The organism is Polynucleobacter rarus, from assembly GCF_003072505.1.
Lineage (GTDB): Bacteria > Pseudomonadota > Gammaproteobacteria > Burkholderiales > Burkholderiaceae > Polynucleobacter > Polynucleobacter rarus.
Genome location: NZ_NTGB01000001.1, coordinates 1,517,804 through 1,534,548 on the forward strand (window position 1 = coordinate 1,517,804; position 16,745 = coordinate 1,534,548).

Annotated in this window: 13 protein-coding genes; 6 read left to right on the top strand and 7 right to left on the bottom strand. The window is 35.5% G+C overall.

Going from position 1 to position 16,745, the window contains the following annotated elements; all coding sequences use genetic code 11:
* Positions 1-8: 8 nt before the first annotated feature.
* Together AOC35_RS07185 and AOC35_RS07190 are read right to left on the bottom strand one after the other, a co-directional pair.
* A complete protein-coding gene (locus AOC35_RS07185; protein WP_084282449.1) occupies positions 9-329 on the bottom strand; it encodes a hypothetical protein in 321 nt (106 codons plus the stop codon).
* A 23-nt stretch (positions 330-352) separates the two neighbouring features.
* Positions 353-1,207: a tripartite tricarboxylate transporter substrate binding protein gene (locus AOC35_RS07190; protein ID WP_211307492.1), complete on the bottom strand. Its 855-nt coding sequence runs from the start codon at positions 1,205-1,207 to the stop codon at positions 353-355.
* 336 nt (positions 1,208-1,543) lie between these two features.
* Between AOC35_RS07190 and AOC35_RS07195 the strand changes: the two genes are divergently transcribed.
* The 6 genes from AOC35_RS07195 (at position 1,544) to AOC35_RS07220 (ending at position 9,168) form a co-directional block, all read left to right on the top strand.
* Positions 1,544-2,476, top strand: coding sequence for a Bug family tripartite tricarboxylate transporter substrate binding protein (locus AOC35_RS07195; protein WP_159077513.1), 933 nt, complete (start codon positions 1,544-1,546; stop codon positions 2,474-2,476).
* A gap of 26 nt (positions 2,477-2,502) precedes the next feature.
* Positions 2,503-3,924, top strand: a complete 1,422-nt coding sequence (gene prpD / locus AOC35_RS07200; protein WP_108646442.1) for a 2-methylcitrate dehydratase — start codon at positions 2,503-2,505, stop codon at positions 3,922-3,924.
* A 98-nt stretch (positions 3,925-4,022) separates the two neighbouring features.
* Entirely contained in the window at positions 4,023-4,619 is a 597-nt protein-coding gene (locus AOC35_RS07205; RefSeq protein ID WP_108646443.1) for a hypothetical protein, read from the top strand.
* Between the two features lie 477 nt (positions 4,620-5,096).
* Positions 5,097-6,680 carry a DUF4116 domain-containing protein gene (locus AOC35_RS07210; RefSeq protein WP_159077514.1) on the top strand — a complete coding sequence of 528 codons (1,584 nt, stop codon included), beginning with the start codon at positions 5,097-5,099 and terminating at the stop codon, positions 6,678-6,680.
* Positions 6,681-6,856: 176 nt separating this feature from the next.
* Positions 6,857-8,641 carry a DUF4384 domain-containing protein gene (locus AOC35_RS07215; RefSeq protein ID WP_108646445.1) on the top strand — a complete coding sequence of 595 codons (1,785 nt, stop codon included), beginning with the start codon at positions 6,857-6,859 and terminating at the stop codon, positions 8,639-8,641.
* Positions 8,641-9,168, top strand: coding sequence for an OmpA family protein (locus AOC35_RS07220; protein WP_108646446.1), 528 nt, complete (start codon positions 8,641-8,643; stop codon positions 9,166-9,168). Before AOC35_RS07215 ends, AOC35_RS07220 begins: the two co-directional genes overlap by 1 nt.
* A gap of 4 nt (positions 9,169-9,172) precedes the next feature.
* On the opposite strand, the gene AOC35_RS07225 is transcribed toward AOC35_RS07220, so the two are convergent.
* From AOC35_RS07225 to AOC35_RS07245, 5 genes are all read right to left on the bottom strand, one after another.
* Positions 9,173-10,534, bottom strand: a complete 1,362-nt coding sequence (locus AOC35_RS07225; protein WP_108646447.1) for a hypothetical protein — start codon at positions 10,532-10,534, stop codon at positions 9,173-9,175.
* A complete protein-coding gene (locus AOC35_RS07230; protein ID WP_108646448.1) occupies positions 10,531-12,651 on the bottom strand; it encodes a caspase family protein in 2,121 nt (706 codons plus the stop codon). The genes AOC35_RS07225 and AOC35_RS07230 overlap by 4 nt, the downstream gene beginning before the upstream one ends.
* Before the next feature lie 40 nt (positions 12,652-12,691).
* Positions 12,692-14,389 (bottom strand): DUF4407 domain-containing protein, encoded by a 1,698-nt coding sequence (locus tag AOC35_RS07235; RefSeq protein ID WP_108646449.1) that lies wholly within the window; start codon positions 14,387-14,389, stop codon positions 12,692-12,694.
* Between the two features lie 27 nt (positions 14,390-14,416).
* On the bottom strand, positions 14,417-15,211 hold the full coding sequence (locus AOC35_RS07240; RefSeq protein ID WP_108646450.1) for a hypothetical protein: 795 nt from the start codon (positions 15,209-15,211) through the stop codon (positions 14,417-14,419).
* 417 nt (positions 15,212-15,628) lie between these two features.
* Positions 15,629-16,745: OmpA family protein (locus AOC35_RS07245; protein ID WP_159077515.1), on the bottom strand; the 1,117-nt coding region annotated here is incomplete at its 5' end.

Here is a 16,745-nt window from a genome sequence, read left to right on the forward strand (position 1 = left end):
CAGCTACCTCAGGCACCGATGCCGACAATAGCAGCGTCGGCTTTAAAGTGCTTTAGTTTATCGGCAATGGTTGCAGTAACTTGATGCTCTCGCGCTCCATGGAAATTACCAATTTCTGTATAGGGCACAAACTGTACGTTCGGGAATCTTTTTTTAATGTACTCACGTACAAGGGGGTAAATCACTTCACCACGAAAAATCACATCCCATAACTCAACGATCACTTTGCCATTTAAATCAGGAATACGCTTGGCTGCTAGGGTCTTTTTTACAGCCCTTTTCGATATAGGCCAAACCACATCATATTTTGGTTCTTGTTGATCACTCATGTCTTTCATCTCCAGTTAAATTTTTATAACCCTGCTTGTTTAACAATCCGGTTATATTTATCCATCTCTTTTTTCAAAAACGCATTGAAATCATTGGGTTTGTTTCCAACCACTGTCATTCCCTCTTGACTCAACTTCTCTTTCACTTTTGGGGTATTGAGAGCAACGATGATGGCTTGATTTACTTTATCTAAAGTCTCTTTTGAAATGGTTGAAGGGGCTAAAACGCCATACCAATTCATCATGTCAAAGCCTGGTAATTCCTCAGCAATAGCGGGTAAATCAGGATCGATACTAGACCTCTGCGGACTAGTGACGGCAAGAGCTCGAATCGACTCCTCGGCGATAAGTGATTTTGCTTGAAGGATATTCATGAAATATACAGGGACGATGCCACCCATTAAATCAATCACAGCTGGTCCTGCGCCCTTATAAGGGATGTGCAACATTTTTGTACCCGCTTCTAAATTAAACAGTTCAGCAGTTAAGTGAGGTAAAGACCCCATACCAGCCGAAGCATAATTAAATTGGTCCGGCTTGGATTTGACGAGATTAATTAATTCACGCGTATTTTTGACTTTTAAAGAAGGATTCACCACGAGGACTAAAGGGCCGGAAGCTAACATCGTCACCCCGGTTAAATCTTTCTTTTGATCAAAGGGTAAGTTTGGATAGATGGATGGGTTAGCAGAGAAACCAGCAGGCACAACTAATAAAGTAAAACCATCGCCAGGAGCTTTAGCAACAAAGGCTGAGCCAATAGAACCGTTAGCACCATTACGATTTTCTACCACTACGGGTTGTTGTAATAGTTCACCCACTTTTTGACTAATTGCTCTAGCAATAATATCTGTTCCACCACCTGGGGGATAAGGCACAATTATTTTAATAATCCCAGAATTTGGGGAGTTTAAATTATTGCTCGAGGTTTGTGAGTTGGCTAAGGTGCTCAGGGAAAAGAAGAACATGAGGCAAATAAATTGACTCAATTTCATCCAATAAGAAATAGAAATTCTTTCTACAAAGGCTAGCATGTCTCATTAATAATAATTATTTATGCAGAAATATTAACTCATTTATGATGAGAGATGAAAAAATAACTGTTTCATGGAAATTAAATGATTCAGATTAAAAAAAAAATTAATGGAGATTAACTTTCAATGCAAAATTGTTTGTTTTTAAAAAGAGTTCTTTTATCACTCTTTGCCCTATTCATGGCTTCTACAAGCTTAATTGCTCATTCCTCCAACTATCCCAATAAAACGATTCGTCTGATCGTCCCTTTTGAACCAGGCGGTAGCTCCGACATTACCGCAAGAATTGTTGCTGAAGAAATGCGAAAGATTCTCGGTCAGACCATCATTGTCGAAAATCTGGGCGGGGTTGGTGGCAGTCGTGGCTCTGAAGTTGTCGCGAAAGCAACTCCTGACGGTTATATTTTATTGTGGGGTAATGTCGCACCGATTGCGATTAATCAACACCTGTATAAAAACCTAAATTATGATTCCCAAAAAAACTTAATTGCAATCAGTTTAGGCACCATCTTCCCTAATGTTCTGGTAGTCCAACCAGGACTAAAAGCTAATACATTTGCAACCTTGGTTGCTCAGAGTAAAAAGGAATATAGCAACCTTACCTTCGCATCCGCTGGCAATGGTAGCTCAACCCATCTAGCGAGTGCTTGGCTTAATGATTTGCTAGGCTCGAAATGGTTACATGTGCCATTTAAAGGTGGCGGTCCAGCATTACTAGCCATTGCTTCTGGTCAAGTCGATTTTTACTTTAGTGCCATCCCCTCAGCATTACCCTTTATCAAAGCTGGAAAAGTATTTGCGCTTGCCACAACCGGAAAAGTGCGAGACCCTTCTTTGCCAAATGTACCGACGGTTGCTGAACAAGGCTTCCCTCAATTTGAAGTAATTAATTGGAATGGTTTATTTGCACCTGCCAATACTCCACCCGAAATTATTCAACAACTTAGTAAAGCAATCCTAGACGCTCTTGCATCTCCCACAGTAAAAGAAAAACTGGCTGCGCAAGGAGCTATGACACAACCCATGAAGCCACAAGAGTTTAGTAAATTTATTGCTGAAGAATCGATTAAATGGGAAAAGTTAGTCAAACTAGCTAATGCTTCGATCGAGTAACCCAAAAAAACTTATCCAAAGATTGAATGAATAAAATAGCCACTGACTCTCTGTTAAATACGATCGTAGATTACGTTTACTCCGATAAACTTTTTTCAAATCATGCCTATAAGATTGCAAAATATTGCCTGTGGGATTCAGTTTCTTGTGCACTGTCCTCTCTAAATGAAGAAGATTGTTTAAGACTATTGGGCCCTTATGTAGACGGGACGATTGTGCCAAATGGTGTGCCAGTATTTGGCACCAACTATCGTCTTGACCCGATCAAAGCCGCCTTTGATATGTGCGCAATGATTCGGTGGATGGATTTCAACGATACCTCTTTTGCGGGTGGACATCCATCCGACTCAATTGGCGCCATCTTAGCCGTCGCTTACTTTAAAAGTCAACAGCAAGGCTCAGCAGGATTACCTGAACTTAGTATGCAAGATGTCTTGCACGGCATCATTCAGGCATATGAAATTCAAGGCATGATTTCTTTTGCGAATAAATTTGACCAACCTAGTGTTGCGCTCGATCACGTCATTGGTGTAAAAATTGGCGCATCAGCTGTTGTTACCAAACTCCTTGGTGGTTCGAAAGAAATGGCTTTAGCAACTTTAGGTAATGTCTTTATGGACGGCGGAACATTAAATGCTTATCGCCACGTACCCAATGCTGGCCCAAGAAAGAGTTGGGCTGGAGCTGACGCAGCAAGTAGAGCTGTTTGGCATGCATTCAACGCAGTTAAAGGTGAGCCTGGCTATCAAACACCTTTAAGTGATGCTAAGTGGGGATTTGAAAAAGTTTTTTATGATGGTAACAAAATCACCATCTCTGAATCCTTAGGTAGTTTTGTCCTTGAAAATATTATTTTCAAGTTCTATCCCTGTCAAAGAAATGTCTCTACCGCTTTAGAAGCTGCGATTCACTTGCATCCTTGGCTAAACAATTGCTTCGAACAGGTAAAAAAGATTACGATTTTTTCTCATGACGAGGCGATTCGTAGAACAGATAAAAAAGGGCCTTTGACTACTAGAGCAGCGCGAGATCATTGCATGCAATATATCGTAGCAATTGGCTTATTAAAAGGTCAACTCACTCTGGATGATTATTTAGATGAGGCAGCGAGTAACCCATTGATTGATGCTTTACGAGACAAAATGGTCTTGATTGAAAATCCTATCTTCAGTAAAAACCATCATGATATTCAGATTCGAAGCTGTGCTAATGCGATTCAAATTGAATTACTAGACGGCACTCTTTCTGAGTTGATTCAAGTTGATTTTCCACTCGGAGACCCTATCCATCGTGACAAAGCAGAAAAAGCGATTATCGATAAATTTCAGATATTGACTAGCCCTGTTTGGGATGAAGAAAGAAGAAATCAACTAATGGGGTTAATGCTCAATGATGAATCATTTTTTAAAATCTCAGTATCTGAGTGGATGCATCTTTTGCAAAGTTAAAAATAAGTTGAAGTATTTTCAACTATTTCATAATGTGGAATGTCATTATGCTAGGCTAGTTATAGGGGTAAAAAAACCTAACTAACCTGGAGCTTTGAATGACATTCCAACTATCTGAACGATTTTTTTATCAAGATAAAGAGTTATTTAGTAATGACCAACCACTAGCCCATCATCCTCAGGTACCTAAATTTGTATCAGTTACAAGCATGTGCAGAAGAGGATATAACGGGACTTGGAATATTGAAGATAGTAAATTATATTTAACTGAGTTAGATGCCAATATTCAACATCCAACTCGCCTGAAGAAAACTCGAGTCAGAAGGTTTAATGAAAAATGGCTTGAACTTGAGCATGAGTTTGTCTCCGAACCATTTTTTATTTACGAGAATGTGCTTCGACCATTGGTTATCAACGTTAAATTATTAGATGTCTTTCCCGATGCAATGAACGGCCCACTATTTGCCGATTGGTTTAGCGGTGAAATCAATTTTGGTCAAGGTAAGGGCATAGACCAAGGCATGACAAACTCTTACAAGAAATACCTTACTCTTCGCTTTGTAAAAGGTGTTTTAGTGAGTGAAGCCATTCGACCCTTTAAAGAAGTATTTCCCCCAAGATCAAGTGAAGAAATAATAGCGAGTTTTCAAAAATCTCCCCGAAACCCGAAAACTATTTTCAGCACTGTAAATTAAATTTAATATTTGAAAAAATTACTAAAGTAACGAACATTAATCCTTAGACTAAGAAAAATACCACTACGATAGTGTATGAAATACTCTTGAGGCAGATGGAATTACCCTTATAAAATCAATCATAGAATCGCTGCTACCTCGCGAATAAAGTCTCTCGAATATTTCATTCTTAATTCGTTATGAAGATATTTTGATTGATATGATTAAACCAATCTTTGAGACATCCCTTCACAATATTTGTATTAAGACAATCGTTAGTTTAGGCATAATCCCAATTAAAAGTTTTAACAAATACTTCTGCTATGCTATTTAATTGAAGATTTTGAACTGGCAGAAAAAGAGAGATAAACTGCTGAACTCAATAACTTGAAGTTATGACTTTCATTTTTTACTACACTCTTAGCTTTTACCTATGATTTTTTTAGAAAATGTAATTTGCTAACTTTGTAATTTAAAAAAACTTTAGGAATGGAACTAATGAATAAAGATCAGGCGTACCAAATTCTTAGTGAATATAACGAGGGAAGCCCCTTCAAGGACCTCCCGAAGAATCTGAGAGAAGATCCAGAGTTAGCTCGATTAGCGGTTGAAAAGGACTGTAACAATATTCTTTACCTCAGCAAAATATTACTAGATGATCGAAGTTTTATTCTTGATTTAATCGGAAGGGTGTTTATTCGATCAAATGCAAGAATACTCACACTGCTCCCGAAAAAATATAGTTTTGACAGAGAAGTTGTTATGGCGGTTTTATCAACATGGGACTGCGAATCATTACAGGATGCCTCAGATGAACTAAGAAATGATTGTGAAGTTGTATGGAACGCCATGTTTAAAAATCAACTACTTTGGTCACCATTGGTTTATGAGTTTGCAGGTAAATCTGTACTTATCGATAAGGAATTTCTTGATAAGTGCTTGAATGAAATCAAATCATATAGAGGACCAGCAAATAAAGAAATAGCTAACTCACTAAAAAATTGGCATCGAATTTCCCTAGCTAAAAATAAGGGAGATGACTTCGGAAAAATTGAAGAGTTGAAAATTTCACTGAAAAATTTAAAAAAAGAAGTTCGTGAAGCAACTGACTTCTATGGTAGAGAACGCGCAAACAAAAACCTTATTAATTTAATGGCCACAATTTCAAGCTTTAATGGAAATGCAGCCCTGATGAAACTATTGGTTGAAATTGACTACTCACAATATGAATACGATCAACTTGTCAGAGGTAATTCGATACTCCAAATTTCTGAAAAATTAATGGCAGATCAAAAATTCGTAACTTCTTTAATGAAAGTTACCAAAGGTGAGGTTCTCGGTCAACTCCCTAAACAATACAAAACAGACAAACAATTTATTAAAGACAATATTGGAGAAAAAACTAAGGCGGATAGTTTTGATCAAAAATTATGTAGTGAAATCAGTTTTATGCTGGAGATGGCTAAATTAATAGAATCATCCCAATTTGAGAAATTTCCTAAAAAAAGTTTATGGGCAGATAAGAATTTTGTATTACCCATTGTTCAATACAATGGTCTCATGATTAAAAATGTAACCTCTCAGTTAAAAAAAGATAGAGAAATTGCCCTTGCAGCACTTAACTCATCTCCTTATTCAGTTATTTATTCCGATCCAAGCTTCTATAGTGATAAAAGTTATATGCTAGAAGCCCTAAAAACAGATAACGGTAATGCAATTGAGTGCTTAAGAGAACCTTTAATGTCAGATGTAGATTTTTTTCTTGAATGCCTATTGCCACTCAAGAAAAAAACAAGCGGTAGTTTATCAAAAATGGCACGGGCAATATTAAGAAGCGTACCGCTAGCTCTAAGAAAAAATAAAAAACTCATAATCCCATGTCTTGAGATGAATGGATGGGCAATTGAAAATGTTCCAGAGGAAATCAAGTACGATAGAGATGTTCTTGAAGCAGCTTTTAAGTCAGGCGCAGCAGTTTATGTAGAGTTTGATTTAATGAAATTGCGAACACTTTATAACGAGCGCGATTTGAGAAAGATAATTAAAAATGAATCTTATCTTAACGCAGTTATGAACGGCTAAGTGCTCCCTATTAAGTTTGTTGATGGCTCAAAATTTTATAAAGTCAATTAAGGACAGCAGTTTGATTTATATGGGATTTAAATCAACTAAAACATACTATTCGCCCTTACATTCTAATGATAAGATAAGGATTGTTGATTTTATTGCGATACTCGATTTATATAAATTGTAAAACTATGAAAATCTTAAAGTTAATTTTACTTACATCTTTCAGTCTAGTAATTTCATTTTCCTTTGCAAGTCCCTATAGATCTGCATTAATCGTTACTCAAAGCGTTTGGAGTTCTCCCGATGTTGATCCTCTAATTGGTACGATTCATGACGTAGCAAGTGCTAAAAAAATTGCACACGCATTAGGTATTAAAGACGAAGATATGATAATTCTGAGAGATTCAGAAGCCACTAAATCAAGAATCATGCAGGAACTTAGTAATTTAAATAAAAATGCGGCAGAAGGTGGGAAAGTTTTTATTTATTTTTCTGGTCATGGCTCAAATTGGCTGGATATGAATACAAACCAATGCCAAGCTGGAATGTTAACCAACGATATGCAATACATTACCAATACAGAATTGGCAAATGCTACAAATAGATTACTAAAAGTAAGTGACAAAACTATCGTAATGCTTGACGCCTGCTTTTCTAATGGTGTGATTAAGGGAACAGGCTCACGCTCATTAAGCTCAAACTCCAATTTAAAAGTAAAGTTCGCGCGTTTAAATTCAAAGGTAACCAATGCTGAATGTAATGCTCCAGTAAATGCTTTGATACCAGCAAAAGTTAGTGGATCAAGAGGATTTGGAGATGCAACGTCTTTGGGCGCAATTAAAGAAAACTATGTTTTAATTTCTACTGCAAAAGAAAATGAAGCAAGCTGGGATGAACCATCCAGTGGAGGAATCGGCACCCAGGCTGTCCGCGATTGTTTGCTTGGAGATGCTAAAGATTTAAATGGTTCTGGCGGAGTTAGTCTTGAAGAAATTCGTGCCTGCGCTCAAGAAAAAATGAATTCAAAACTTCGTAACCAAACTAATGGATCCGTTAGCCATCTAACGATTAGTGGTAACCGCACTCTTATTCCCGTACCTAGTCAGCCCCCAAGAACTGATTTAGCAAATAACAATAAACCTCCAGTTAGCAAGCCACCTGTAGAAAGCACAGCGCCAGTGGCAGCAACTCCTCCTTTAGAGCCGCCAGCAACCAAACCACCGATACCTTCCCCCATATCAACCGCTATTCCACCGAAGCCGCCAGCAACACCGCCACCAACAGTTACTCCACCTGTAGAACTAGCTCCAGAGTCTCCACCAATGGCTACTAAACCACCAGCGCTCCCCCCTGTGGCAATAATCCCATCTGAAAAGCCACCTGTGACAAAACCTCCAGCCATTCCACCCATTGTAGTAATCCCACCAGTAAATAAACCACCTGATGTAAAACCAACCATCGTCGATGACAAAATTGCTTCATTGGAGACATTGAAAGACATTCTCGCACAATCGAATCCTGAGGTAAAAGTAAACGTTACGATGAGTTCATCTAAAATAAAGATCGGATCAGAGTCATTCAATTTATCGGTTAAGTCGAATAAAGCTGGATATGTTTATATCCTCTTATTGGGAACAGATAAGAAAGATTTCTTTATTTTGTACCCTAACAAAATTGAACAAAAAAATGAAATTAAAGCAAATGAAACTATGAATTTGCCGAACGATTCATGGAAAGTTCAAGCAGGTGGGCCAGTAGGAGTGGATAACATACTAGTGATGGTCAGCGAAACCCCTAGGGACTTCTCATCCATCAGCCAAATGATTTCAAAGCCAAATATTCCATTTGCTTATGCTTTGAATGATATTGCAGGCAGACAAAAACTAATATCGCTTTTAACAGATAATAGTGGGATCTCAAATGGGTCTTCAAGATATGGGGCCAAACTAGTTACAGTACAGGAATACAAATAATGTATAAAATTATACTTCTAGGATTTCATCTGTTTATCCAGCCAATCTTTGCTGCTGAAGTATTATTGAAAAATGCATCTCCAGATCAAATTGTTAAAGGCTTTCAGCGTCAAGAGGAAAACCAAGAATATGCATCCACATCAAGAACTTTAAAACCTATCCCCAATAAGTCTGAAGCAATTCAGGCACCTATTTCCCAGAGTTTTGTTATTAATTTTGAATTTGATTCTTCTGAGGTTAGAAAAGAAAGCTATAAGATTCTTCAAAACATTAGCGCTGCAATCACGAGTCCAACTCTTGAAAAAGCAACATTTGTGATTGAGGGTCATACCGATGCAGTAGGAAAATTAGACTACAACATTGCCCTTTCCAAAAGAAGGGCTGATAGCGTGAAATATTTCTTGATTCAAAATGGCGTTAGCACAAATAGGTTAAATTCTGTAGGAAAAGGGCCGACAGAACTCAATGATTCAGCTAATCCAACTGACAGCTCAAATCGTCGTGTCAAAATTATTCGAATGAACTAATTTTTCATAATAATTCTTTTATTTTTGATAATTTGTCCCGCATCTTAGTGAGTTCAAACTCTGCCATATCTTTCATTTTCTGTGAATAACTGGTTTCAATGTTCTGTAACATCTCTTCATGTTGATAGTATCTATCGATAATTCCTACATCATGTCCGCCTCTTTCAAGGACATCATATGTGTGTAATTCAATACCATGCTTTGCAAGCGTCAGTCGATTATCTTCTTCTACGAAATAATCATAAATGGATTTAGTAGCAAAGACTTTTAAAATAATTGGACTTAACATAATGAAGATATTGAAAATCACAAACAAATAAGTCAATAGCCCAAATTCATTAAAGGCGATATGACTACTTTCTATAATGCTTGGTGGAGTTTGGACATAATATAAAGCTAGTACTTTATCTGTTTGTACTTTCATCAACTCTAGTCTTAATGCCAACAAACTTTTTTGATAATTACTCAAAGAAAGCTTAGAGCTTTGGAGTAATTTTGACTCCATATGATTTTTTTCCACATTGAGTTCTTGCAAACAGGAGTAAATGGCAGCTTTACTTAAAGAGACTCCATAAAAGTCATATCCAAGAAATTTACTCGCGCAAAGTTTCTCATTTTCTATTGATTCAATTGATGCACTAGATAAAAATTGAAATTCTTCAGAAGGTACAATTACGGTTGTGTCTACATAAGCCTTGATTTTTGAAATAGGTATCTCTTCTGGCAATGCCTGATACAAGTTTTGATATGCGTTACGAAGTTTATCTTGATGATTATCATCAATAACTTGATAGGAAGTTTGCAAAGTATCTACATTTTGAATTAACTTAAAAGAACGAAGGTCTTCGTAAAAATTAATACTAATTAATGGTAACGCCAGCATAAAACCACAAACTATTGCAAACAAAATACCAAATATCATTCTGTAATATTTTCGATATCCCTCTTTAAAAGAGATATTCATTGTGAGGATAATGACTAAACGATATATATTCAATATGATTAATGACCAAATGAGCCCTACCATCACAAAAACAATTGGCATAAAAATAGTAATAGCTAAATTAGACCAAGTAAACCGACTAGAAAACAGGGACCACACAGTTTCCCAATAAGATCCGTCAGCATTAAAAATCAGTTGAGATAAAACAATACCACCTGAAGTGAATGCTAAGAGGGTAACAATAATGATTAAGGCTGATTGTGATATCAATTGACTTTGCATTGAACGCAATGAGTGAAGGTGATTCTTTAATATTTTTAAATCAAAACCTGTCAGGAAAATGACGACCTCAATAAGTTTTCTACTTAGGAAAAAAAATTCACGACTTTCTTTTTCTTTAGCTACTTCAGTTGTTTGGGTCATGAACTCCTCCCCTCTAATGAGGATAAAAATTGGTTATATTGCTCAATACTTTCAACTCTATCTCCATCAGGCTTAGGAATTTGTGGTTTATTTAAATTGTAGAAATCCTGTTTATCATTCCAAGGGTTATATTTAGTAATGTTGTCAGATTTATACAATTTATAATTACTTAACAACTGATCAACTAAAACATTAGTTTTTTGATGATTATTACGAATATTCAGCCTAGCTTTCTCAAATCGTAACACCTCGTATTGCTTTCTGCCCTCTAGTACTTTTGATGAGTAACGTGAAACCACACCTAAAGTTAAAATTCTAAAAACCAAAAATCCTCCTAAAACATTTACTATAAGAGAGACAAATCTTTTAAATCCACTATATTTCGAGAAGTTTCCATCCCCCAAAAAATCTGAAGTAAAGAATACTGCCCTCAGACGCTCTTTTATCATCGTTGTCGATAGAAGATTATGTATATGGGATTTCCGTAATTGCTCCGCACCCTCACCCTGAAATTTTTTCACTTGATTAAGTTGATTATTAATCAATAGTAACTCTGCATTTAAACAATTTATTAACAATTTTTGGGAAATCTTCTCTTTTGAGTTTTCATAATTAGAACAAACTTGATTAGCAAAATTCATCTCAATAGGTTCAACAGGAACTTGATTATTTTGTTTTAAGATAAGTTTTGGATTTTTAATTTTATTAAAATTCTCAAAACCAGGAGGAGGCAAAGTTAAACTGGAATCAGTTGCGTTAGTTTTAAACTCAGGATGTTGTGTTTTACAATCCAAATCCTTTTCAGCACCCTTAGCTCTACATTTAGGTAATGTTTCAATTAAAGCATTACTAAAATAAATCGTATCTCTAATCACCTTGGTAAAAATATTAAAAATAGGTTCATTTGTTGAGAGGTGTTTTAATAGTGCATAAGTAAATACTCCATGATTGTATGAGCTGTCCCAATTTGATGGAAAACCTGCAGCTGATGCAGTTAAAAAAATCATATTTGACTTGTTGTTATCAATTTCAAATGGCGCCAAGCCTTTAAGTTTGCCTTCTAGCCTAGTGCGACATGCATCAATAATAAATATATTTGCCAAGGGCTTTTGACGAGATACGCCTTGTAAAAGCTCACTTTGAATTGGCAATGAGGTCGATACGATATCCTGATCACTGTCAACCTTGGTATCTATTGCAGTAATATAGTTTTGATTTTCGACTTGAAACCCGTGACCAGCAAAATAAATAAGACTGTAGTCATCTGGCTTAAGAGACGATTGGTATTTAATAATTTTCAACTTTAACTGAATTAAATTTTCATCTTTGGATGTTATGACTGAATACCCCATTTTAGTTAGCTCTTTAGCAACACTGTCTGCATCATTCAATGACCCAGGAGTTGCGTAGGTATTTTTATAATGCTCCATACCTATAACTAATGCTTTTCGATGAGTATTCACAAATGGTGGGCTGGGGGTTTCTTTTTCTTTTGTATTGACTATTGTTTTTTTATTTGCGAGCTCAGATTTATAAGTTATGTTGGGATTTTCCAATTCATAATTGATTCTTTGAATACGTTCAGATACAAGCAAATTTCTTTTTAACAATCCACTTTCTAAGTCTGATGCTTTTTGGAGTTGATTTGCTTGATAAATCTCTCCCTTATCTTTTACAAATTGACTAACCCCAAGATTAATCAATTGTCGGTTGAAAAACATTAAAATCGGGATTGTGAAAATAATTGCAAGAGCCTGAATGCATCTTTTTTGGAACAAATCAAGCCTCCATTCTTTTCCAATATAGTCTTCGAGATTGGTCTCAATTTCTAATGGAATATATCCTTGAGCTACGAACAATCTTTCTAGATTAAAGATAAATATGAAGACAACCATAAAAACAATGATTGCAATAGCCCAACGAAACCAACTGACATCTTGAACCATTACGACTAAATAAGCAGCTGAAAGGGCAAAGAAAAAACAGGAAAAAATGAGGGTATAGAGATAAGAATTGAATAAAGAGTTAATGAGTCTTGGATTCCTTTGATTCAACAAACGCAACAGGGGCTCTTCAAAAGCAAAGAAAGTAAGTAACTTAATCTTAGACAAAGACATCAAAGGCTAACCAAAAGGTTCATTAATTGAGTTTATTTATTTAGGCCTCTTTTTTATTGGCGGAGTCAGTTGGATTTAATGGATCATCCTTTTTAGTTACTTGTTCACTCTGAATAGTTGCTTGTTCACCCTGATTAGTTACATGCGCAACCTGAATACTTACTTGTTCACCTTGATTAGTTACTTGCTCAACCTGAACAGTTGCTTGATTATCCTGCTTTGTTAGTTCAACAGGATTAGTTGCTTGATCAACCTGGGTAGTTGCTTGATTATCCTGCTTAGTTACTTGTTCAACCGGATTAGTCGCTTGCTCAACCTGGGTAGTTGCTTGATTATCCTGCTTAGTTACTTGTTCATTATTCTGTAGGGGAAAAACACCGAGTTGATTAGAGGATAGCTTAAGCATATTCAGAAATTCTTCTGGGTCATTGTTCATTTGCTCTTCCATTTTTTTCATATAAATGTTTTGGGCAATTTTTAACAATTGAGATTGAATCTGATTTTTATGCTCTTGCTCTTCCTCAATTATGTTTGCATCAAAGTACGTCGAATTGGATAATTTCACTTCATTGTCTTTTATTTCTTCATTTAGTTTAATACCTTGTCTTGCAATAGATTTTCTCTTAATATTTTCTTGAACAAAATCATATGGGCTTAGGACAATCATCATTTTGAAGATAATTGGAGAGATTTCTAACATGATCATGAGACACATTAATGCAAATCCAGACCAAAAATACTCCTCCTCTGCAATACGAAGTCTCACCATCATGCCATTTTCGTAGCCAGCTTTTTTTCTAATATCAATTTCTTTATCATGACGTTCTTTTTCAACTGCATCGATCTGTGGTTGTAGATTTTCAGCTTCTTTTCTCAATCTCTCAATTTCGGGAATATTTTTAGTTCTCTTTTCAATTAAATCATTCTTGTGATTATCAAGTTCATTTTTCTTGAAGTTGGTTGCTGGTCCTGTCCCCTTTTTACCTGAACCACTAATACCCTCAACTTCTTCACGTAGATTTTTTTCTGCTTCTTTAACTATAAGTTCTTCACTCTTCACTTCTTGATCTAACTTATTAGCTTGATCAATTTTTTCTTGTTTTTGAGCTAATAATTTGTCTCTACGATCATCAAATTTCCCTTTTTCATCGGCAATTCGATCATCAACGATCTTGGTTTGCTTACCAATCAACTTTGAAGTAATCTCAGAATCCATTATTTTGAGCTCTAAAGGCTTTGATAGAACAATGCCAATTGCTACCGCCATTAAAATTCTAGGTATCGCACGTGTAAACTCTCCAAACGTTATCCTATCAGTCCCATCTCCGTGCCCTGTAGAAGAGACAATAAATCTGTCTAAATTGAAAATGATGGATGCCCAAATAAAACCAAAAAAAACAGAAAAGAATATGGCTAAAAAATCAACTCCTGCAACTGGAGAGTCAAGAGTAAGAGCTGGCTTAGGTCCAAAAACAGTGTAAAAGGCAAATGAACCTGAAAGGAAAGCTAAAACTGCCGTTGCTAGAACCGTTCCTCCAATACATTGCATTTTTACTTTATCTGCATGGGGACAATTTTGAATAATTTGCAAATCTGTACCTGATGCAAAATACAAAATCCTTGAGAAGTAATGACGTAAAATTGGGAAATTATCCCCGTCTTTTAACTTTGCCCTACTCTCCTCGTCAAAGTGATAATTGTAGTCATCTAAATTAGCGTTGGTATTAGGTTCAGTCAATTTGATCTCCTAGGTTGGTACATAAAATTAATTTTTATCAGAAATTACTGCTGTTATCTTATTCCATTGATTATCAACAGTACTAAAATCCACATTTGGTACTTCGGTACTTTTACTCAAATTATCTATTTTTTTAGAGTACAGCATTTCAACAATTCCTTTGATTCGCTCTTGTAAATGCTCATAGAAAACTCTGACATTCGTTAAACTCGATAAAGTTTTGTAATTATCAATTTGAGGTTGTTGAGCTTTTAAGAAGGATTTTCCAACAACGTTAGAATATCTTGCTATGCGTTCAATTTTTGTGTTCAGTGAGTCTTTAAACTCTGAGGAATCATAATTTTCAAGAGATTCTCTAAACAGGCAATCTAAATCACAATCTAACTTGTCTGTGGAATGAACCACAATTTTTACCGCTTTTTTTGTAAATCCCAAAAGTCCGTACGTTTTTACTAGTACCTCAGTGGAGGTGGGTACTTCAATTTTAAAAGTTTTCAATCCCTTTATATCTTGAAAAATAATTGTTTGATAAGGTGTCTGAAAATATAACTGACTAACGTCTTTTGTATCTAATTGATATTTAGATAGCAAAATTTGGGCTAGAAATTTAGATGTAGCAGCGAAAGATAAATAGCTTTTCTTAAAAAAATTAACAGCCGAAAAAAACTCTGTCTCCATTATTGGATTTATACGAACTTTTGACCACCTATCTTCATCGAAGAGAATTTCCAATTCAACCATACCACCTTTAATAAAACTTGGAGTATTAAGTCTATACTTAACAACGTTTTTAACTTGAGTGTCTTGAAATAGCTTAAACATAGTAATTTATATCCTGAGAAGGTACAAAACTATATGATTTGATTTTTTTCTCATACTAAATAATTTTTAATTCTTTTGAATTTTGTATTACAGAATCTATCTGTGCACTTTTGAAGTTAATTAAATAAATTTGGTTGGGTGTTAAAAAATTTTAATATTCACTAAAAGATGTAGTTCAACACGTCAATATAATTCAGAAATAATTACATTTGTTGAATTATTCACCTTAAATGTTGCATCTTAATTACCATAATAATAATTAATATAAATTTATCTCATTCCTTTAATACACTTTTCATATTTATTAAATGATAACTAAAAGATATTTTTAATTTACATCAATATCTCATAAATTAATAATCATATGTTGGGTTATTAAAATTTAACTTCATGGTGTTTCTAGAAAGAAGATTGTAATTAGTCCATATTATTACAATTTAAGCGCAATTCTACTCTACGATTTAAAGCCTGCAAGCCAGAAACACTACTACTAGTAATTGGATTTAAATCACTTCCGCCTTGAACTTGTATATGGTTAGGATTAAAACCATTCTCGTCTACTAACCAGCTCTTTAGTTTTTCAGCTCTGAGAATACTTGTTTGTAACTTTATTTGATCTGATCCTTGATTATCCGAATAACCAGTCAAGATAATTTTTGCATTAGATTGTGAGGCTAATAGTTTCAACAAATTCTGTAAGTAAGCTTTTGCATCTGGAGTAATCTCTATCGAATTAAAGTCAAATAAAGCATTTTTACCGATGTAAATATCATAGATAGGCTGTTTTTTTCCCTTATTCGTGCAGGCGAAATATTTTTTCGGATTAGCTACAGCATCATCTAATTTAATACGATTTTCATTGTTAATAAGTAGATCATCCCTCTTGGAGTCCTCACCAATCCCCTCCATAGTTTTATTAATCTTATCGATGGTGTGATTAATGAAATCATTTAAATTGGATAACCATTGTCCTTGCCTCGATTTCGGTGGAGTAATTGCCTCAGGCTGAGAAGGAGAGGCTGAATTTACGCTATTAGGATAACTTATTTCAATATGACAATCATGCCTTGGATCATGAAAAGAAAAATATACCGATAGAGTCCATAATACCCACAAGAAATGCCATGGCTTGCAATTCTTTAGCAAGCCTGAAAGAATAAATAAGAAACAAATTAACCAAGTCCACCAATGCATTCGAGGTTCGCAACTAGTTAAAGGAATGATCAATACTAGGGACAAGGTAATGATTGCAATCAAGATGACTGCAACATCAATATCAAAATTGCGTGATTTGATACGTATTTTTGAGCCTATAGGTGACCAAAATTGAAGCGGAAAACAAACCAAAAAAATGGGGATTGCAACAATCTTAGCTTGATGTGAATCACCCAATGTCCAAATCAGTATAAAAGGCAAAAAGATAGCTAGCCAACTACATTTAGAGCACCGGTCAGGTGACTTACTAGAGCTCAGAGTTGGGGTTGGGGTTGGGGTTGGGTTGGGTGGTGGTGGTGGTGGTGGTGGTGGTGGTGGT